29 protein-coding genes and 1 pseudogene are annotated in these 18,785 nt (G+C 55.7%); 9 read left to right on the plus strand and 21 right to left on the minus strand.

Going from position 1 to position 18,785, the window contains the following annotated elements; all coding sequences use genetic code 11:
• The first annotated feature begins 298 nt into the window (after positions 1-298).
• On the plus strand, positions 299-2,011 hold the full coding sequence (locus GOV91_RS13290) for an amidohydrolase (protein WP_254440676.1): 1,713 nt from the start codon (positions 299-301) through the stop codon (positions 2,009-2,011).
• A 34-nt stretch (positions 2,012-2,045) separates the two neighbouring features.
• Positions 2,046-2,186: pseudogene (gene tuf / locus GOV91_RS13295) on the plus strand (elongation factor Tu); the annotation flags it as partial.
• 93 nt (positions 2,187-2,279) lie between these two features.
• Here tuf and GOV91_RS13300 read toward each other — a convergent pair.
• Complete coding sequence (locus tag GOV91_RS13300; RefSeq protein WP_217352034.1) at positions 2,280-3,344, minus strand: DUF1214 domain-containing protein; 1,065 nt, start codon at positions 3,342-3,344, stop codon at positions 2,280-2,282.
• 346 nt (positions 3,345-3,690) lie between these two features.
• Between GOV91_RS13300 and rpsJ the strand changes: the two genes are divergently transcribed.
• The 5 genes from rpsJ to GOV91_RS13325 are packed head-to-tail and all read left to right on the plus strand — an operon-like array spanning position 3,691 to position 6,285.
• Positions 3,691-4,005 (plus strand): 30S ribosomal protein S10, encoded by a 315-nt coding sequence (gene rpsJ, locus GOV91_RS13305; RefSeq protein ID WP_008756422.1) that lies wholly within the window; start codon positions 3,691-3,693, stop codon positions 4,003-4,005.
• An 18-nt stretch (positions 4,006-4,023) separates the two neighbouring features.
• On the plus strand, positions 4,024-4,749 hold the full coding sequence (gene rplC / locus GOV91_RS13310) for a 50S ribosomal protein L3 (protein WP_170574972.1): 726 nt from the start codon (positions 4,024-4,026) through the stop codon (positions 4,747-4,749).
• Entirely contained in the window at positions 4,746-5,363 is a 618-nt protein-coding gene (gene rplD / locus GOV91_RS13315; RefSeq protein ID WP_068340788.1) for a 50S ribosomal protein L4, read from the plus strand. Before rplC ends, rplD begins: the two co-directional genes overlap by 4 nt.
• Complete coding sequence (locus tag GOV91_RS13320; protein ID WP_008757532.1) at positions 5,360-5,656, plus strand: 50S ribosomal protein L23; 297 nt, start codon at positions 5,360-5,362, stop codon at positions 5,654-5,656. Before rplD ends, GOV91_RS13320 begins: the two co-directional genes overlap by 4 nt.
• Positions 5,653-6,285: a hypothetical protein gene (locus GOV91_RS13325; protein ID WP_171181590.1), complete on the plus strand. Its 633-nt coding sequence runs from the start codon at positions 5,653-5,655 to the stop codon at positions 6,283-6,285. Before GOV91_RS13320 ends, GOV91_RS13325 begins: the two co-directional genes overlap by 4 nt.
• A 266-nt stretch (positions 6,286-6,551) precedes the next feature.
• On the opposite strand, the gene GOV91_RS13330 is transcribed toward GOV91_RS13325, so the two are convergent.
• The 19 genes from GOV91_RS13330 to rplB form a co-directional block, all read right to left on the minus strand.
• The gene (locus tag GOV91_RS13330; protein ID WP_171181592.1) at positions 6,552-6,764 is read right to left on the minus strand and encodes a DUF1127 domain-containing protein; all 213 of its coding nucleotides are present in this window, start codon (positions 6,762-6,764) and stop codon (positions 6,552-6,554) included.
• Positions 6,765-7,069: 305 nt separating this feature from the next.
• Positions 7,070-7,258 carry a 50S ribosomal protein L30 gene (gene rpmD, locus GOV91_RS13335; protein WP_050605831.1) on the minus strand — a complete coding sequence of 63 codons (189 nt, stop codon included), beginning with the start codon at positions 7,256-7,258 and terminating at the stop codon, positions 7,070-7,072.
• A 12-nt stretch (positions 7,259-7,270) separates the two neighbouring features.
• Positions 7,271-7,840 (minus strand): 30S ribosomal protein S5, encoded by a 570-nt coding sequence (gene rpsE / locus GOV91_RS13340; protein WP_155148691.1) that lies wholly within the window; start codon positions 7,838-7,840, stop codon positions 7,271-7,273.
• A gap of 116 nt (positions 7,841-7,956) precedes the next feature.
• Positions 7,957-8,316, minus strand: a complete 360-nt coding sequence (gene rplR, locus GOV91_RS13345; RefSeq protein WP_039523386.1) for a 50S ribosomal protein L18 — start codon at positions 8,314-8,316, stop codon at positions 7,957-7,959.
• An 11-nt stretch (positions 8,317-8,327) separates the two neighbouring features.
• The gene (rplF, locus tag GOV91_RS13350; protein ID WP_170467582.1) at positions 8,328-8,861 is read right to left on the minus strand and encodes a 50S ribosomal protein L6; all 534 of its coding nucleotides are present in this window, start codon (positions 8,859-8,861) and stop codon (positions 8,328-8,330) included.
• An 11-nt stretch (positions 8,862-8,872) separates the two neighbouring features.
• On the minus strand, positions 8,873-9,265 hold the full coding sequence (rpsH, locus tag GOV91_RS13355; protein ID WP_171181595.1) for a 30S ribosomal protein S8: 393 nt from the start codon (positions 9,263-9,265) through the stop codon (positions 8,873-8,875).
• 13 nt (positions 9,266-9,278) lie between these two features.
• Entirely contained in the window at positions 9,279-9,584 is a 306-nt protein-coding gene (gene rpsN / locus GOV91_RS13360) for a 30S ribosomal protein S14 (RefSeq protein WP_068340744.1), read from the minus strand.
• A 19-nt stretch (positions 9,585-9,603) separates the two neighbouring features.
• Positions 9,604-10,164, minus strand: a complete 561-nt coding sequence (gene rplE, locus GOV91_RS13365) for a 50S ribosomal protein L5 (protein ID WP_171181607.1) — start codon at positions 10,162-10,164, stop codon at positions 9,604-9,606.
• Positions 10,157-10,468, minus strand: coding sequence for a 50S ribosomal protein L24 (rplX, locus tag GOV91_RS13370; RefSeq protein ID WP_171092002.1), 312 nt, complete (start codon positions 10,466-10,468; stop codon positions 10,157-10,159). The genes rplE and rplX overlap by 8 nt, the downstream gene beginning before the upstream one ends.
• Positions 10,469-10,470: 2 nt before the next feature.
• On the minus strand, positions 10,471-10,839 hold the full coding sequence (gene rplN / locus GOV91_RS13375) for a 50S ribosomal protein L14 (protein ID WP_008757934.1): 369 nt from the start codon (positions 10,837-10,839) through the stop codon (positions 10,471-10,473).
• Between the two features lie 75 nt (positions 10,840-10,914).
• Complete coding sequence (rpsQ, locus tag GOV91_RS13380; RefSeq protein ID WP_171181609.1) at positions 10,915-11,145, minus strand: 30S ribosomal protein S17; 231 nt, start codon at positions 11,143-11,145, stop codon at positions 10,915-10,917.
• 4 nt (positions 11,146-11,149) lie between these two features.
• Positions 11,150-11,356 carry a 50S ribosomal protein L29 gene (gene rpmC / locus GOV91_RS13385; protein WP_010437082.1) on the minus strand — a complete coding sequence of 69 codons (207 nt, stop codon included), beginning with the start codon at positions 11,354-11,356 and terminating at the stop codon, positions 11,150-11,152.
• Positions 11,357-11,551: 195 nt separating this feature from the next.
• Positions 11,552-11,974, minus strand: a complete 423-nt coding sequence (locus GOV91_RS13390) for an ester cyclase (RefSeq protein ID WP_171235886.1) — start codon at positions 11,972-11,974, stop codon at positions 11,552-11,554.
• Positions 11,975-12,082: 108 nt separating this feature from the next.
• A complete protein-coding gene (locus GOV91_RS13395; protein WP_171181613.1) occupies positions 12,083-12,703 on the minus strand; it encodes a 2OG-Fe(II) oxygenase family protein in 621 nt (206 codons plus the stop codon).
• 235 nt (positions 12,704-12,938) lie between these two features.
• On the minus strand, positions 12,939-13,352 hold the full coding sequence (gene rplP, locus GOV91_RS13400; protein WP_117872242.1) for a 50S ribosomal protein L16: 414 nt from the start codon (positions 13,350-13,352) through the stop codon (positions 12,939-12,941).
• A 12-nt stretch (positions 13,353-13,364) separates the two neighbouring features.
• Positions 13,365-14,072 carry a 30S ribosomal protein S3 gene (gene rpsC / locus GOV91_RS13405; RefSeq protein ID WP_171091997.1) on the minus strand — a complete coding sequence of 236 codons (708 nt, stop codon included), beginning with the start codon at positions 14,070-14,072 and terminating at the stop codon, positions 13,365-13,367.
• Entirely contained in the window at positions 14,072-14,452 is a 381-nt protein-coding gene (rplV, locus tag GOV91_RS13410; protein WP_039538267.1) for a 50S ribosomal protein L22, read from the minus strand. The genes rpsC and rplV overlap by 1 nt, the downstream gene beginning before the upstream one ends.
• Positions 14,453-14,455: 3 nt before the next feature.
• On the minus strand, positions 14,456-14,734 hold the full coding sequence (gene rpsS / locus GOV91_RS13415; RefSeq protein ID WP_005980699.1) for a 30S ribosomal protein S19: 279 nt from the start codon (positions 14,732-14,734) through the stop codon (positions 14,456-14,458).
• Positions 14,735-14,737: 3 nt separating this feature from the next.
• Positions 14,738-15,580: a 50S ribosomal protein L2 gene (gene rplB / locus GOV91_RS13420; RefSeq protein ID WP_008757664.1), complete on the minus strand. Its 843-nt coding sequence runs from the start codon at positions 15,578-15,580 to the stop codon at positions 14,738-14,740.
• A 289-nt stretch (positions 15,581-15,869) separates the two neighbouring features.
• Between rplB and GOV91_RS13425 the strand changes: the two genes are divergently transcribed.
• Together GOV91_RS13425 and GOV91_RS13430 are read left to right on the plus strand one after the other, a co-directional pair.
• Positions 15,870-16,634 (plus strand): phage minor head protein, encoded by a 765-nt coding sequence (locus GOV91_RS13425; protein ID WP_171235887.1) that lies wholly within the window; start codon positions 15,870-15,872, stop codon positions 16,632-16,634.
• Position 16,635: 1 nt separating this feature from the next.
• Positions 16,636-17,166 carry a hypothetical protein gene (locus tag GOV91_RS13430; protein ID WP_171235888.1) on the plus strand — a complete coding sequence of 177 codons (531 nt, stop codon included), beginning with the start codon at positions 16,636-16,638 and terminating at the stop codon, positions 17,164-17,166.
• A 297-nt stretch (positions 17,167-17,463) separates the two neighbouring features.
• Here GOV91_RS13430 and GOV91_RS13435 read toward each other — a convergent pair whose 3' ends face one another.
• A complete protein-coding gene (locus GOV91_RS13435; RefSeq protein ID WP_171235889.1) occupies positions 17,464-18,510 on the minus strand; it encodes a fatty acid desaturase in 1,047 nt (348 codons plus the stop codon).
• Between the last annotated feature and the right edge of the window lie 275 nt (positions 18,511-18,785).

The following is an 18,785-nucleotide window of genomic DNA, read 5'->3' on the forward strand; positions in this document are numbered from 1 at the left end:
CGATCCGCGAAGGCGGCCGCACCGTCGGCGCCGGCGTTGTGTCGAAAATCATTGAATAATTCGCGTCAGCGAATGATCAGACGGAAAGGGCGTCCTTCGGGCGCCCTTTTTCTTTTTCGGAAACGTCCACCGGGATGCTAAGCTCTTTCGTATTGAAATATTGCAATTCGAAAGAGGTCATAAGATGTACGTATCGGCACGTTCGCTCTGTCTTGTTGCGGCAATTGCTTTTTCATCTAGTCCGGCGTGGTCCCAACAAATCGCGGATCGCATTTACCTAGGCGGGCCAATCGTCACGATGCATGACGATGACCCCTCTGCCGAGGCGGTCGCGGTCAAAGACGGGCGCATTCTGGCTGTTGGATCGCTGTCTGACCTGTCTGTGCATCAAGGTGATGGAACGGAAACATTCGATTTGAACGGACGGGCGATGCTGCCGGGCTTCGTGGACAGCCACGGACATGTTGTCATGGGAGGATTGCAGGCGCTTTCAGCCAACCTTCTCGCGCCACCCGATGGCGAGGTCGTTGATATCGCAAGTCTGCAATCCACGCTGACTGACTGGGCCGAGGAGAATGCGCAGGCCGTTGAACAGGTCAAAATGATCATTGGCTTTGGCTACGACAATGCTCAACTGCAGGAATTGCGCCACCCTACACGGCAAGAACTGGACGTGGTGTCCGAAGACTTGCCTATCATCATCATTCATCAGTCCGGGCATCTGGGTGTCGCAAATTCCAAAGCTCTGGAGTTGGCAGGCATCACCGCCGCTTCTGAGGCACCACCCGGTGGTGTAATTCAGCGTGATGAAGCAGGAGAGCCAAACGGTGTTCTGGAAGAATACGCCTTCTTTTCGGTTCTCGTACCCATGTTGGGAAATCTGGGTGAGGACGGCTTGGCTGCCTTCGCCCGAGCTGGAACCGAACTTTGGGCAAAGTTTGGATATACGACCGGACAAGAAGGCCGTTCTTCTGGCGAAATTGTAGAAGTTCTTAGGAAAGTTGCGGCCGAAGACGGACTTACAATCGACGTTGTAGCGTTTCCGGATGTTCTAGAGGCCAGGGAATTTATCGGTGCCAATACCTCAGAGGACTATGAAGACCGGGTTCGGGTCGGGGGCTGCAAGCTGACAATTGACGGCTCGCCTCAGGGTTTTACTGCGTTGCGGGATCGACCCTATTTTGATCCGGTTGGAAATTACGCTGCCGGGTATGCAGGATATGCAGCCATTACAATGGAGCAACTCCAAGATGCCGTGAACTGGTGTTACGAAAACGGCTTTCAGATTTTGGTGCATTCTAATGGTGAAGGGGCCTCTGACATGCTGATTGCCGCATTGGAAGAAGCGCAGATGAAGTATGGTGACCCCGGCAACCGTCCGGTTCTGGTGCACGGTCAGTTCTTACGAGAAGACCAGGTTGCCAGCTTCAAGCGCCTTGGCGTGTTCCCGTCCCTTTTCCCGATGCACACATTCTACTGGGGGGACTGGCACCGGGATCACACCGTTGGGCCGGTCAATGCCGACAACATCTCACCCACCGGGTGGCTGCGCGAAAGGGACATGATGTTTGGTACGCATCATGATGCCCCGGTGGCCTTTCCAGACAGCATGCGGGTCCTTGCGGCAACGGTCACGCGTCGCACACGGTCGGGCGACATTTTGGGCCCGCATCAGAGGGTGGATGTCATGACCGCCCTGAAGGCCATGACGATTTGGCCCGCATGGCAACACTTTGAGGAAGATGAGAAGGGTTCGATCGAAGTGGGGAAGGTCGCCGACTTTGTGATCTTGTCCGATGATCCAACATCCGTCGACCCCGAGACGTTGGCCGAACTGGAGGTGCTTGTGACTGTCAAAGGGGATGAAGTTGTCTATGAAGCCCAAGAGGGTGTCAAAGAAGGCAATCTGCAGTTTTCACCTTTTTCGAATGACCCGGTGATTGCGCATGTTTTCTTGCATGCGATCTATCAGGGAATGAAGGTAGAAGAGCCGTGGCTTGTACGGAATTAGGCTAGGGGTTTAGATTTCGGTTGCTTGAAGCCCTGAAATAGTCATGCCTGACCAAAACGCGTCGTTCAGCGTTGAGCTGATCGCACCGATCGCAACGGAAATAGGCCTGCGCTTCGCGACCCGCGGAGGCGACCGCACCGTCGGCGCTTGCGTTGTCTCGAAAACCATCGAGTAAGGCGCGCTTGCCGCAACTCGGTTGAACTAAAGAAGGCCGTCCCATATCGGGGCGGCCTTTTCTTGCAACAGCTTATAAATCAGGCTTTTGCGTTCAGTCCGTGGACACTGGGACAGCCTTGGGGAAAGTCCACGTTCCATCAAGGATTTCGGGACCAGGTTGGTACAGGCGCACTGCATAGTTCCACCCATCTGTCAACGGGATGCAGTTTACGCGTCCGTCACCGCATCCGCCAAGATGAACAGTCATGCTGCCGTCATCGTTTTCCGCGCCTGAAACAGAGTTTACATTGTAGACGCCGGTTTCGTTTTCCTCAAAAAAGCCATCCGCGTTGTAGACGCTGATGGACCAAAAGGCGTCCACCGGGACCGCAGCCGGGATATCGATTTTATATTCACCAACAGGGCGATTGGGGTCAATCGACAGATAGAAGGCGGATTCTTCCGGCAATCCCCCCCAGCCAAAAGCAGCGCCCAGAAAGTGGCGGATGGGGTCCACTTCACTTTTGGGACCAAACGTGGCCCGGCTATCAGGAATAAACCGGCTGAGCGATAGCGCAGCTTGCAATACGCCATCAAAACTTTTCTCGTCATAATTAGGCGAGATAAAGGGTTTTGCGGACTTTGCCTCTAAAGTGATTTTGTCTTGCAAAGCAGAAACTTCCGCGATGTCATCGGGATCGCTGGCATCCACTAGAAGCCTCACAATCATCACGACAAAAGGGGTGTCGAACGTGTCAAAATCCAATTCATAGGTTCCAGCGCCCAGAAACACCTTGTTCATATAGTGATCCTGATTGACGATCTGGGCCGAGATGTAGCGGTTCCCTCCGTCCGGTAAGGTGAGGGTTGCTCCTTCGGTGATGTCAATGACTGCCATACTGTAAAGGGTGTCCCGATTCATGCGGATCGTGGGTTGTTGGTCAATCGGGGTAGGTTCTCGAATGTGCAAAACTTTGTTGATACCGCCAGATAGTGCCACGTATTTCCCAAACTCGATATCCGTGGCGGCCCGTACAAAATTGTCGACCGTGACAGGAACATTGCGACTGTCAAAGAACTTTCTCAGGTCATTCGATGCGCCTTGTGCGGCAGAATCGTCAAAAGGCATTGTCAGTGCAGCGCCAAGGAGCACAGCAGTTGCAACATGCTTAAGCATCGTGATTCTCCTTTGGTAAAAATGGGTCGACCACTATCCCACGGGGGTGCCAGTTCAATTTGGTCTATGACTATCCGAGACAGAGTTTAATGATTGCGGCTTTCGTATGCATTGAGGTAAATCAAAGGCTGACCCGCGATGACGAGCAAGCGCCTCACTATCGGGTAGCTGCCTCGAGCAGTGTTGAAATTTCCCCCCTTGCCAAACCCCACCAATCCCACTAATACGCGCGAGTTCTCAATAAGAACATCAAGGCGGGATGATTCCCGCCTTTTGGGTTCGAAGAGGGTTGGCGATGCGCGTCTGTCCTCCTCTCAACCTCAACGCCTGATAAAAGGCTGTTAATATGCAAAGCCAAAACATCCGTATTCGGCTGAAGGCATTTGACTATCGCGTTCTGGACGCCAGCACGCAAGAGATCGTCAACACTGCCAAGCGGACCGGCGCGAACGTGCGCGGCCCGATCCCGCTGCCGAACAAGATTGAGAAGTTCACGGTTCTCCGTGGCCCTCACGTTGACAAGAAATCCCGCGACCAGTTCGAGATCCGCACGCACAAGCGTCTGCTCGACATCGTTGATCCGACCCCCCAGACCGTAGACGCGCTGATGAAGCTCGACCTCGCTGCTGGTGTGGACGTCGAGATCAAGCTGCAGTCGTAAGATCGGAGGGTATAGATTATGCGCTCTGGTATTATCGCAAAAAAAGTTGGCATGACCCGCCTGTTCATGGAAGACGGCAAGCAGATCCCTGTGACCGTTCTTCACCTGGACAACCTGCAGGTCGTTGCACAGCGTACCGCTGACAAAGACGGCTACACCGCCGTTCAGCTGGGCGCCGGTGCTGCCAAGGCAAAACGCACCTCGAAGGCCATGCGCGGCCACTACGCCGCTGCAAAGGTCGAGCCCAAGCGTAAGCTGGCCGAGTTCCGCGTCTCTGAAGATGGCCTGATCGAAGTGGGCGCCGAGATTTCGGCAGAACACTTCCTGGAAGGTCAGAAAGTTGACGTTTCGGGTACCTCGATCGGTAAAGGCTTTGCCGGTGCAATGAAGCGCCACAACTTTGGTGGTCTGCGCGCCTCGCACGGTGTTTCGATCAGCCACCGTTCGCACGGTTCGACCGGTCAGTGTCAGGATCCGGGCAAGGTGTTCAAAGGCAAGAAGATGGCCGGTCACATGGGTGCTGCCCGTGTAACCACCCAGAACCTGGAAGTTGTCAAAACCGACGCCGACCGGAACCTGGTCTTCATCAAAGGCGCCGTTCCCGGACCGAAATCGGGCTGGGTCACCGTCAAGGACGCCGTGAAGAAGAAAGCACCGGAAGGCCTGCCTTTCCCGGCTGCTGTGAAATCGGCTGCAACCGAAGCACCTGCGGAAGAAGCTCCCGCGGAAGGTGGTGAAGCATGAAACTTGATGTAATCAAACTGGACGGCGGCAAAGCCGGCGACATCGAGCTGAACGCCGATCTGTTCGGTCTCGAGCCGCGTGCGGACATCCTGCACCGTGTGGTCCGTTGGCAGCGTAACAACGCGCAGGCCGGCACCCACAAGGTCAAGACCCGCTCGGAAACCAGCTACTCGACCAAGAAGATCTATCGCCAGAAGGGCACCGGTGGCGCACGCCATGGTGACCGCAACGCGCCGATCTTCCGCAAGGGTGGTATCTACAAGGGCCCGACCCCTCGTTCGCACGGCCACGACCTGCCGAAGAAGTTCCGCAAGCTTGGCCTGCGCCACGCTCTGTCGGCAAAAGCCAAAGCAGGTGAACTGGTTGTGATCGAGAACGCCGAAGCCGAAGGCAAGACCGCTGCTCTGGCCAAACAGGTTGCAAACCTGGGCTGGAAACGTGCTCTGGTCATCGACGGCGCGACCGTGAACGAAGGGTTCCTGAAAGCGTCCAAGAACATCGAAGGTCTGGATATCCTGCCGTCGATGGGCGCAAACGTCTATGACATCCTCAAGCGTGACACCCTGGTGCTCACCAAAGCGGCTGTCGAAGCACTGGAGGCTCGTCTGAAATGAGCGCGAAGGCAGAACACTACGACGTGATCCGCAAGCCGATCATCACCGAAAAGTCGACCATGGCGTCCGAAAACGGCGCGGTTGTCTTTGAAGTGGCGATCGACAGCAACAAGCCGCAGATCAAAGAGGCCGTTGAGGCTCTGTTTGGTGTGAAGGTCAAGGCGGTGAACACCACCGTGACCAAAGGCAAGGTCAAGCGGTTCCGCGGCCAACTGGGCCGTCGGAAAGACGTCAAAAAAGCATATGTGACCCTGGAAGAGGGCAACACCATCGACGTGAGCACCGGTCTTTGATCCGACGCTTACTGCGACTATTTACGGCCTCGGCGGATCAACCCGCCGAGGCCGATTTCGTTTCAGACCCTGAGACCACGCGTACACAAGTGCTGGAGAAGATGCGCGCGTTCAGCGCCGAACCGTATTTCCAGATTGCTGACGAGCAACTGGGGCTTTTGTCTGTTTTCGATGATTTGAAATATGACCGGGCCGACGTAGACATGATCTCTCCGGCGATGCGTCGTCATGTGGTCGGCAAGCTTGGCCCATTGGGGTTCCGTCAGACCTCTGGTACGGTGCTTGAACACGCCGAGGCGGACATGCGCGTACACATCCCCAAATTCCACGCCTTGGGCGCGTCGCCGTTTGACATTGCGCGCTACACAGACAAGCGCCCGCAGGATTACTGCCTGCTGACCCCCACACAAGTTGCTTGCCAGTTCGTGGACCACTACGAGCTGGACGGTGCCGTGCAGCGGATCGAGTTGCTTGTTAAGAAACACCCGATCAACTTACTAAAACTGGCTGACTATCTGGAAGGGAAACCCAAGCACCGCGCGTTTCGCGAGGTATTAGGATACATCAAGCGTCAGCAGCGGCTGGCTGTGGAATCCGAACCTCTCTGCCGCAGGCGATCTTTAGGGTAGGGCCATGAGGTCGCTGAAGTTGGGGAGACACATTCCAGGCAGCTTATGAGGTGCCTGATGGCATTTGTCCTGCTTATGACAGTGCACCGGCTGATCCTGTTGGGTGACAAACGACGCAGAGCCCGAATTTAGCGCCTTACAGCCGCTTTTCGACCTTCTCGAGAGATATGGGTCATCCGGCGCTGTCTGATCGCACTGTGGGCTTCTGGTTGAAACAGAAAAGGCGCCCTGTGGCGCCTTTGTGTTCTTGCTTCGGGTATCCGCGATTATGAGCAATAAACGTGCTTGTGCGCGATGTCCGCGATATCACAGCGACGGACGCCGATGTCATCCAGCTCGCGGTTGGTCAGGTTTTGCAGTTCGCGGTAAGTGCGCTGATACTCAGCCGCACGGGCGCGCGCGGTTTTCATCCGTTCGATCATGTTTGCAATCCGGGCGCTGAAGCCGAAGCCGGAGTGTGTCAGTGTAGCAGTTGTCATCTTCTTATTCCTTTCTCAAATCAGGGCGTATTCCCTGACGTTTCCTTTTTCGTGTTCCTTCATTGGACAAGCGTGAAATAGGGTTGAGAGGTATCGCTAACAACCGAGTTTTCGGTCTACCGGCTATGCGTTTTCGGTATGTCCAACGTCAATCCTTGCGCAGAACGGATAGGAATAGTTTCATCGTTTCTCATCCTTTTAACACAATGGATCAAAGCGACACGTCAGTTGGTGTTAAAGGCAAGAAAAAAAACGCCCCCGACCAAAGTCAGAGGCGTTCTTAGAAATTCTCGAAGGCTTCGCGCTTAGCCGCGTTCTTCGACGATCTCTACCAGATGCGGGATCTTGCGGATCATACCACGAACCGAAGGAGTATCTTCCAGCTCACGGGTTTTGTGCATCTTGTTGAGGCCCAGGCCGATCAGGGTTGCGCGCTGTTCGGCGGGGCGGCGGATCGGTGAACCGATCTGCTTGACGACGATGGTTTTTGCCATGGGTCGCTCTCCTTATGCTTCTGCTTCAGCAGCAGCCGGTGCTTCGTCCCGCTTGGGCAGGATGTCGGCAACTTTTTTACCACGACGCGCGGCAACCGAACGCGGGCTCTGCTCTTTCTGCAGGCCGTTGATGGTGGCGCGGATCATGTTGTACGGGTTCTGCGAGCCCAGCGACTTGGACACAACGTCCTTAACGCCCAGCATTTCGAACACGGCACGCATCGGACCACCGGCGATGATACCAGTACCTTCAGGTGCGGTGCGCATAACCACTTTACCAGCGCCGTGACGGCCTTCGATGTCGTGGTGCAGGGTCCGACCTTCGCGCAGCTGCACGCGGATCATTTGACGCTTGGCTTGTTCGGTCGCCTTACGGATGGCCTCAGGTACTTCTTTCGCTTTACCTTTGCCAAAGCCGACGCGGCCTTTCTGATCGCCGACAACCACCAGAGCGGCGAAGCCAAAGCGCTTACCACCTTTTACGGTTTTCGACACGCGGTTGATTGCGACCAGACGATCTGCAAATTCCGGTGCTTCTTCACGGTCGCGGCCACGGCCCCGACGGTTTTCACGTTCTGCCATTTGGCATCCCTTTTCTCATGTGGCGCTTGTGACGCCGTTTGCTTCAATCCAAGTGAGCCCCGACTGTTGCCGAGGCCCCCGGATCATCGGGGCAGCCGCAAAGCTGCCCGCAAGTCTTAGATCTTCAGACCACCTTCACGCGCAGCGTCGGCAACTGCTTTCACTTTGCCGTGGAACAGGAAGCCACCACGATCGAAATAGGCCTCTTCGACGCCTGCCTTCTTGGCACGCTCGGCGATGGCTGCGCCCACTTTGGTGGCCGCTTCGACGTTGTTCTTGCCAACAACACCCAGATCTTTCTCCAGGGTCGAGGCCGAGGCCAGGGTCACGCCACGAACGTCGTCGATCAGCTGAACGCTGATGTTTTTGTTCGAACGGTGAACCGACAGGCGTACACGGCCGGCGTTGACTTTGCGAAGTTTGTTCCGAACGCGCAGGCGGCGCTTCAGAAACAGGGTTCTTTTGCTGTTTGCCATTGTTTGCGTCCTTACTTCTTCTTGCCTTCCTTGCGGAAGATGAACTCGCCCTTATAGCGGATGCCCTTGCCTTTGTACGGCTCGGGACGGCGCCACTCGCGGATTTTGGCCGCGGTTTCGCCCACCAACTGCTGGTCGATACCTTCCACAACGATTTCGGTCTGCTTCGGCGCGGTGATGGTGACACCTTCCGGAGCAGTGAAATCAACATCGTGGCTGTAGCCCAGGTTCAGTTTCAGGGTGTTGCCCTGCATCTGAGCCCGGTAACCGACACCCTGGATCTCCAGCTCTTTTTTGAAGCCTGTGGTCACACCGGTTACCAGGTTGGCAACCATGGTGCGGCTCATGCCCCACTGCTGGCGGGCACGCTTGGACATGCCACGGGGGTCGATCTTGACCACGTTGTCTTCAACCGACAGCGTTACGTCGTCGGTGGCGGTGAAGCTGCGGGTGCCTTTCGGACCTTTCACTTCGATGGTCTGGCCGGACACAGAGGCGGTAACGCCGCTGGGCAGCTCGACCGGTTTTTTACCAATACGAGACATTGCAGACCTCCTTAGAAGACGGTGCAGAGCACTTCGCCGCCAACATTGTTGGAGCGAGCGTTTGCGTCCGACATCACACCTTTCGGAGTGCTGACAATCGACACGCCCAGACCCTGACGGACCTGCGGGATGTCATTGACGCCCATGTAAACACGACGACCGGGCTTTGAGACCCGCTTCAGTTCGCGAATAACAGGGGTGCCTTCGTAGTACTTCAGGCTGATTTCGATGGCCGGATGACCGTTTTCGCCGGTCGTCTTTTCATAGCCACGGATGTAGCCTTCGTCCGCCAGCACATCCAGAACCCAACCGCGCAGCTTGGAAGCCGGGGTGGAAACGGTGGATTTGCCGCGCAGTTGCGCGTTGCGGATACGGGTGAGCATATCGCCGATAGGATCATTCATATCTATGTCTCCCTTACCAGCTCGATTTCACCATGCCGGGGATCTGACCAGCAGAACCCAGCTCGCGCAGCGCGATACGGCTGACCTTCAGCTTACGGTAGTAAGCGTGGGGACGACCGGTCAGCTGACAACGGTTGTGCAGACGGGTAGCCGAGCTGTTGCGCGGCAGTTTCGCCAGTTTCAGACGCGCCTTGAAGCGCTCTTCCATCGGGCGGCTCTCGTCATTCGCGATTTCTTTCAGCTCGGCACGCTTTGCGGCATATTTGGCCACCAGGCGTTCGCGCTTCTTCTCGCGTTCGATCATTGCTTTTTTAGCCATGTCTCAATCCTCCCGGCGCTTACGCGTTGAATGGCATGTTGAATGCTTTCAACAGGCTCTTCGCTTCAGCGTCGGTTTTCGCTGTGGTGGCAATTACGATATCCAAGCCCCAGACCTCGTCGACCTTGTCGAAGTCGATTTCCGGGAACACGATGTGCTCTTTCATGCCCATGGCAAAGTTGCCACGACCATCGAAAGACGGCTTAACACCGCGGAAGTCACGAACGCGCGGCAGCGCGATGGTGATCAGACGATCCAGGAATTCGTACATCCGGTCGCCGCGCAGGGTCACTTTTGCACCCAGCGGCATGTCTTCACGGACGCGGAAACCCGCGATCGACTTCTTCGCCTTTGTTGCAACGGCCTTTTGACCAGCAATCGCAGTCAGATCCTCGACAGCAGCTTTCGCTTTCTTCGAGTCTTTGACCGCCTCAGCACCACAACCGATGTTCAGAACGATTTTTTCCAGCTTGGGCAGCTGCATGTCGTTCTTATAGCCGAACTCTTCTTTCAGAGCGGCACGGATGGTTTCAACGTACTGAGCTTTCAGACGCGGGGTGTAGGTTGCGTTATCAAGCATCGATCACGTCCCCTGTGGTCTTGGCGAAGCGGACCTTCTTGTCACCTTCCATGCGGAAGCCAACGCGGGTTGCTTTGCCGTTCTTGTCCAGCAGCGCCAGGTTAGACAACTCGATCGGGTTTGCCTGAGGCAGGCGACCACCTTGCGAGGTTTGCGACTGACGGGTGTGGCGGATGGCGATGTTGATGCCATCGACAACAGCTTTACCGGCTTTCGGGTCAACCGAGGAAATGGTTCCCTCTTTGCCCTTATCCTTGCCGGCCAGCACGACGACCTTGTCGCCTTTGCGGAGTTTAGCAGCCATGATTACAGCACCTCCGGAGCCAGCGAGATGATTTTCATGAAGTTCTTGCCACGCAGTTCGCGAACAACGGGGCCAAAGATACGGGTACCTACGGGCTCGTTGTTGTTGTTCAGGATGACGGCGGCGTTGCGATCAAAACGGATCGCGGTGCCGTCTTCGCGACGGACTTCTTTGGCGGTGCGTACGACGACGGCCTTGCGGACGTCACCTTTCTTCACGCGGCCGCGCGGGATGGCTTCCTTCACCGAGACGACAATGATGTCGCCAACGGAGGCGTATTTACGCTTGGAACCACCCAGGACCTTGATGCACTGAACTCGGCGTGCGCCGGAGTTGTCAGCAACATCCAGATTGGTCTGCATCTGGATCATGTGGTTTCTCCCGACCTGTGGGGGCTGGTCTTGTTAAATCCCCCAGGGTTTCGACAAATGAAAAATCCCGGAAGCTTATGCTTCCAGAACTTCCCAACGTTTCGTCTTCGATTTCGGCGCGCATTCGATGATGCGTACGGTGTCGCCGACCTTGAAGGCGTTCTTTTCGTCGTGAGCCCGGTATTTCTTGGACTTACGAACGGTTTTTTGCAGCAGCGGGTGCTTGAAGCGGCGTTCGACAGATACGGTTACGGTCTGTTCGTTGGCGTCGCTGGTCACGGTGCCTTGCAGGATACGCTTGGGCATCTGATTACTCCTCGGATGCCGCGGCAGCGGCCTTTTCGTTCAGAATGGTTTTGACGCGGGCAGCATTGCGGCGGGCCGCTTTGATACCAGCTGTATTTTCCAGCTGACCGGTTGCCTGTTGAAAGCGCAGGTTAAAGCTTTCTTTCTTCAGGTTGGCCAGTTCCTCGCGGAGCTGGTCCGGGGTCTTGTCACGCAGTTCTTGGGCGTTCATCGCCTTTTTCCTTTGCTCAAAACACCAGAAGGCCCCCTTGCAGGGTCACCTTGGACCTGGTGGATGAATGATAGACATGCGAATCCCCCGACTCGGCCGGGGGACTTGCAGGATGCCGCCGTATAAGGGTTTAGGGGGTGGGTGGCAAGAGGAAGTTTCTAAAGGAAGAACATCCGCAAAAAATACACACGATCCTTACATTAAACCGAGGTTTCGAACGATTGTGGCACTGTCATAATAGTCGCGCCCTTCGACAACCATACCGTTCTTTACGCGCATTACAGAACAGTAGCGTACTTCGTATCGCTTACCCGTAGGTTCAAAATCTCCCAAACTGGAATGCAGGATACCAGTATGCGTACCAGTATTGTGAAACTCTACAATGGCCCACTCGCCACAATCGCTCACGATGACATTGTCAACGATACACTCCCCATCTGGAAATGCTTTTCGCCAACGCGCATAGTCTTCTTTATACGCGAGCTTTCCTATTTGCCTTTCACCACGGGCTACATCCTCAAACTTACAGTCATCAGAAATAACCTGCGCGCCACGTTCAGGGTCGCGCATGCCCCAGCTTTCGTGAAATTGGCGTACAACACGCTCTGCTTCTCTCATTACCGTTACTCCTCTATTAATGAGAGAGTAACGGCTGTAATTGAGATTGGCTTGTCCTAGTTTACCAGACCCCACAGAGTTCTAAGAGAACCCCTAACAGAGTGCACGCTACTCCCACTTGTAGTTGAAGCTGACGCTGATCCGTTCGTCCTCGGCCATGTTCATCGGCACCTCGTGGCGCAGCCAACTTTCCCACAGTAGGACATCCCCCACCTGAGGCTTCATATAAATGAACGGCTGCAATTCCCGCCGACCACCTTTGAGACGCGTCGGCGCTGCCATCATGCGGCCTGAGCGCGGATCTTCCAGCTTCAACGCGCTCGCCCCTTCGGGCATCGCCACATAGGTCGTGCCCGAAATGACGCTGTGCGGATGCAGGTGGCTGGAGTGCATTCCGCCTTCCGGCAATATGTTGATCCACAGATCCTCAAGCTTCAGCTCTCCTTCACCAAGATCAAACTCCAGATCCTTGGCAAAGGCCGCCACGTGTTGATCCAGCACTTTCACCAGATCGGCAAAGATCGGGAACCGCCAGGGCAGGTCCGTCAGCGAGGCATAGCTGGTATAGCCGGGATAGCCATTCTCTTCACACCAATCCTGTCCGGCCTCGTCATCTTCCGCGATAACAAGGCAAGAGTTTTCAAGCTCCTCTGAGTCTATTTTGGGATCAAACTCGGACAAAGCTGCGCGATAGAGACGGGTAACGAAAAGTGATTCAATCTGTGCCATGCGTCCTGTCTTAGACCAGTGATGCGGGGAAGGCGATGGCGGAATTGCGAGGCTCTGCCTCGCGCTCCGAGGTATTTTTGGCCAGATGAAAAATGGATTCCTGCTTCATCTGGCTAAAACTACCCCGGGGGAGGCGTGGCTTACCGCGGCGGGGGCAGCGCCCCCAACATAAAACCCCCGCCGGTGTCCCGACGGGGGGCAATCTTTTTGCGAACTGGGCCTTAGCCCCAATCGCTTACCAGTCTTCGCGAACCACGACGCGGGTCTTGATCGGCAGCTTCATCGCAGCCAGGCGCAGGGCCTCGCGGGCGATGTCGTCATTGACGCCGTCGATCTCGAACATCACGCGACCAGGCTTGACCTTGCAAACCCAGCGGTCCACCGAACCCTTACCTTTACCCATACGAACTTCGATCGGCTTTGCAGTGACCGGAGTGTCGGGGAAGATACGGATCCAGACACGACCCTGACGTTTCATGTGACGGGTCATGGCACGACGTGCAGCTTCGATCTGACGCGCTGTGACGCGTTCAGGCTGCAGAGCTTTCAGACCGTAAGTGCCAAAGTTCAAATCAGAGCCGCCTTTGGCTTCACCCTTGATCCGGCCTTTGTGCATCTTGCGGAATTTTGTACGCTTTGGTTGAAGCATCTCAATTCCCCCTTAGCGACGGCCGCCTGCACCGCGAGGTGCCGGACCATCCTGGAGTTCCTGTGCTTTACGGTCACGTGCCTGCGGATCGTGCTCCATGATCTCACCTTTGAATATCCAGACCTTGATCCCGATGATCCCGTAAGGAGTCATCGCTTCGGCATGTGCGTAATCGATGTCGGCACGCAGGGTGTGCAGAGGCACGCGGCCTTCGCGGTACCACTCGGTCCGTGCGATTTCGGCACCGCCCAGACGACCAGCGACGTTCACCCGGATGCCCAGGGCGCCCATGCGCATGGCGTTCTGAACGGCACGCTTCATCGCGCGGCGGAACGAGACACGGCGTTCCAGCTGCTGAGCGATCGACTCGGCAACCAGTTGACCGTCGAGTTCCGGCTTGCGCACTTCGACGATGTTCAGGTGCAGTTCGCTGTCGGTCATCTTGGCCAGCTTCTTGCGCAGAACTTCGATGTCTGCACCTTTCTTGCCAATGATGACACCCGGGCGTGCGGTGTGGATCGTGACGCGGCACTTCTTGTGCGGACGTTCGATGATCACACGTGCAACACCGGCCTGCTTGCACTCTTTGTTGATGAACTCACGGATCTTGATGTCTTCCAGCAGAAGATCACCGTAGTCCTTGGTATCAGCGTACCAGCGGCTGTCCCAGGTGCGGTTGACCTGAAGGCGCATGCCGATCGGATTGACTTTATGTCCCATTAGGCTTGCTCCTCAACTTGACGCACCTTGATGGTGATCTCCGAGAACGGCTTCATGATCTTGCCGAAACGGCCACGGGCACGCGGACGACCGCGCTTCATGACCAGGTTCTTGCCAACCCATGCTTCGGCGACGATCAGCTCGTCAACGTCCAGGTTGTGGTTGTTTTCGGCATTCGCGATTGCGGACTGCAGGCACTTCTTGACGTCCTGCGCGACACGCTTGTTCGAGAAAGTCAGGTCGGTCAGAGCCTTCTCAACTTTCTTGCCGCGGATCATTTGCGCAACCAGGTTCAGTTTCTGCGGGCTGGTGCGAAGCATGCGCGTTTTCGCCATTGCTTCGTTTTCAGCCACGCGGCGGGGGTTCTTTTCCTTGCCCATGACTTACTTCCGCTTCGCTTTTTTGTCTGCGGCGTGGCCATAATAGGTACGGGTCGGCGAGTATTCACCGAACTTCTGACCAATCATGTCTTCCGAGACGTTGACGGGAATGTGCTTCTGGCCGTTGTACACACCAAAGGTCAGACCCACGAACTGGGGCAGAATGGTGGAACGACGCGACCAGATTTTGATGACTTCGTTGCGGCCCGACTCGCGCGCTGCTTCGGCTTTTTTCAGCACGTAAGCATCGACGAAAGGACCCTTCCAAACAGAGCGAGACATAGATTAACGTCCCTTCTTCTTGGCGTGCCGCGAGCGGATGATCAGCTTCTGGGACGCTTTGTTCTTGTTGCGGGTACGCTTACCCTTGGTGTCCTTACCCCACGGCGTAACCGGTGTACGGCCACCCGAGGTACGACCTTCACCACCACCGTGCGGGTGATCGATCGGGTTCATTGCAACACCACGAACCGACGGACGAACGCCTTTGTGGCGCATACGACCGGCTTTACCGAGGTTTTGGTTGCTGTTGTCGGGGTTGGACACGGCACCAACGGTGGCCATGCATTCCTGACGGACCATGCGCAGCTCGCCCGAGCTCAGACGGATCTGAGCGTAGCCGCCATCGCGACCAACGAACTGAGCGTAAGTACCAGCCGCACGTGCGATCTGACCGCCTTTACCAGGCTTCATCTCGATGTTATGGACGATGGTACCAATGGGCATGCCCGAGAACGGCATTGCGTTGCCCGGCTTGATGTCGGCCTTGGCGGATGCCACGACTTTGTCACCAACAGCCAGACGCTGCGGAGCCAGGATATATGCCTGCTCGCCGTCTTCGTATTTTACCAGTGCGATGAATGCGGTCCGGTTCGGGTCATATTCGATCCGCTCGACGGTTGCCGCGACATCAAATTTGTTCCGTTTGAAGTCAACGATCCGGTAGAGACGCTTTGCGCCACCGCCGCGGCGGCGTGAAGTGATCCGTCCGGTGTTGTTCCGGCCGCCCGATTTGGTCAAACCCTCAGTGAGAGACTTGACCGGACGTCCTTTCCAAAGCTCCGAACGGTCGATCAGCACCAGCCCGCGCTGGCCCGGCGTCGTCGGCTTGTACGACTTGAGTGCCATGCTTTCTGTCTTCCGTTTAGCAAGTGCAGGGGATTTCCCTGCTATGTGATAGGCCCCCGTAGGTGCCAAGGGTATAGGGCCCCGAAGGTCCCCGGTTACAAATATCAGAGGCCCCGGAACGAATCCGAGGCCGCAAGATTGGGTGCGTTTAGCAGTGTTGGGGGTGGGTGTCTATAGGGTGGAGCGCTTATTTTGGTTAACCGAGCAAAAAGCGCATTGCCCTCACTGTTTCAGGTTTCTTAACCAACCACTCACAATTTCTTGGCAAACTTTCGCCGGGACACATGCAATGTTCATCGACCAGAACACCTACCAGATAGCCTTCGATGCCTACCTGAGAAAAGGCACCCCAATTGAGCTTGCGCTTAAACAGGACAAATCGACGGGATTCTATATCTGGCGAACCCGCGGCGACAACAAAGTACGATCATCTCATGCCGCCCAGGATGGTAAGGTTTTTGCTTGGGACAACCCGCCCTCTACTGGTCATCCCGGTGAAGGATTTGGATGTCGGTGCAAAGCTGAACCATATGTTCCAGCTGTAAGTGAATCGCTGAACGTGCAAATGGTAGGTGTGACCGACACTGGCAGACCATGGACCAACCGCGATTTCATCAATCACTATCGGAACGGCAACGGGGTACCCGTCAGGGTGCGAGATTTTGGCCACCTCCGAAAAATCGTTAACGAATATTGGGGCACCGTCTCCAATCGACTGGTTGGCCAAATCGCAGATGCCGCTCGTATACAAACATCTGGTCAATTTTCCTATCCGTTCACGAATATCTATCAGATGCAGCACATTGTATTCATTATTGGACACACGACAATCGAAGGGGAAGCAAAGGGTCAAGTCACTTTTCAGAAGAACGGTACCCTTCGCATAAGTGGTGATTGCGGCTTTGAACTTGTCGTCGAATTCGCCGATCCATTGGATATAGGAATTGAACTGCCGGGAGGCACCCCATATCCAATCTTAGATAGCTGGTCAGCGCGAATGTCAGGCACAATCGTTGCGGACGGAAACAAAAGCTGGATTCGTTTGGATGGCTAATGTGAGTACAATCATCTCACGGTTGGCTACAGGTGCAAGATACCTCCTTCTGACACTCAGTGCGTTTTTTATCATTCTAGTGCTGGCATATTCGGCTCTGTTTCTGCGACACCGTATCGAAGAATATGGATCCTGTGTGCGCTTGCCTAACGGCGTGATTGTCTCCTATCAGGCTCTGTTTGACCTCTCTCGGCCGTTTGGAACTCCAGTTCCGGTTGTCCGGGACCCAGACTTTCAAATTTTGTCCGTCGGCAACGATGAGAGACTCCTTTTCTCAAAGACAACTGTTTTTTGGGTCGATATCGATGAGCGTCAGGGCTCAGCGACCGGCCTTGTTTTCCAACCGGATGTCGGCCTCGTTACCCGCTCCGAGAACCGGGCTTTATACTCTGACATAATCGGCGAAGCCGGAGAATGGCTTGAACAAGGGGAACGGTTAAACAACACCAACGTTCTAGGTGTGCTTTACGCACTTAAGAATGACCCCGGGTACCAAGCGCCTTCCTGCCCAGTGCCTTTGGTCATCTGGTAAACACGAACAAAAAACCCTGCTTTCGCAGAGGTCTTTATCTCTCTCACCAAAAACGGGTTCGATCAAAGCCCGTGGGCACGTCGATGCTTTAGCCTTCCTCTAGGGTTCACGTGTTTTCCCAGCTGTTCACCCAAGCACGGGACAAGGCCGAAGGCTGCCGCTTTGGGGACGTTTGCGCCTCGCTATGAACTCGGATGTATCTGGCACCATAAAGCGCACTGATCAGGCGTGACAGCGCCATCCCACAGGCAGTTGCTGGCGCGGCTTATCGATCGGTCGGAACGGTCAGGATCAGGGTCAGGTTGACCCTTGCCCATACAACGCCCGCGCCTCGGCGAAGGACAGCAGGCGACGGCTTTGCTCATCCCACAGATGCAGCCGTGCGTTGGCGAGGCTTTCGCGGATGGTCATCCGGTTGCTGTTGGCCAGCTCATCATGATCGCGCAGCACTTCGGGCAGGCGATAAAAGGGAATACGGCTGTACAGGTGATGCACGTGGTGGATGCCGATATTGGCCGTGAACCACTGCAACACCGACGGCAATAAATAATGAGAGCTTCCGTGCAGCGCCGCTTCGTGCAGCTGCCAGTTCTCATCCGACTCCCAATGTGTGTCCTCGAACTGGTGCTGCACGTAGAACAGCCATACTCCGGCGGCTGCGGCAATCAGGGTTGAGGGCAGGAAGATCAGCAGCATCGGCATCAGGCCGCCAAAATAATAGACCGTCAGTAATATGGCCAGAATGGCGACATTGGTGGCCATGGCGCTGACCCAGAACCTGACGCTGTCGGTCAGGCCCAAGGGTAGGCGGTTCTGAAACAGAAACAGATAGCCGGGGCCAAACACAAATAGAGTGATCGGGTTTCGGTACACCCGATACCAGAACTGGTTCATTGGCGTTTTGGCTTGATACTCCGCCACGGTCAGGGTGTGGATGTCGCCCATCCCGCGCTTGCCCAAATTGCCCGAGCTGTTGTGATGCGTGGAATGTGTGCGACGCCAGACATCATAAGGTGTCAGGGTCAGAACGCCGATCCCGCGCCCGACCCAGTCACTGACGGCCCGGTTCTTAAAGAACGCGCCGTGCCCGCAATCATGCTGGATGGCAAACAGGCGCAGCAGAAAGGCCGCATTGAGCACGGAAATCGCAAAGGCCAGCCAATAGCTGACAGACAGCGACATCCAGGACAAAGCCCAAAGCGCGAAGAAGGGAACAATGCTGACGCCCAGCTCGAACGTGCTGCGCAGTTGGTCCGGTTCGCGATATTTGGCAAGCGTTGTTACCCAGTCACGTGCGGCCGTAGTCTCCGGCTTAACCCGAAGCGAGTGAGAAGGGTGAGTCATGCGCCTGCCAGTCTGGTGTTTACAGGCATCCCGATAGACTACCACTCCGGTATGGCAAGGGGTTTCTGCCAAAGTTGGTGAAATTCGTGCTCAAATAATGGTTAGAAACCGGCGAGGTCGCCCTTTTGGGAGCAGTTTACAGTCTGGTTCGGGTACCTTTGACTGCGCCGCAGAGCGGACGGCAATCTACAGACTTGCCAAGCTTGGCCATCGGGCCTATACGCCTGCGGTGGCTTTCCGCCATGAGAATCAAAACCAAGAAATGCCGTGTTTGG

The sequence above is a fragment of the Ruegeria sp. HKCCA6837 genome (assembly GCF_013034475.1).
GTDB lineage: Bacteria > Pseudomonadota > Alphaproteobacteria > Rhodobacterales > Rhodobacteraceae > Ruegeria.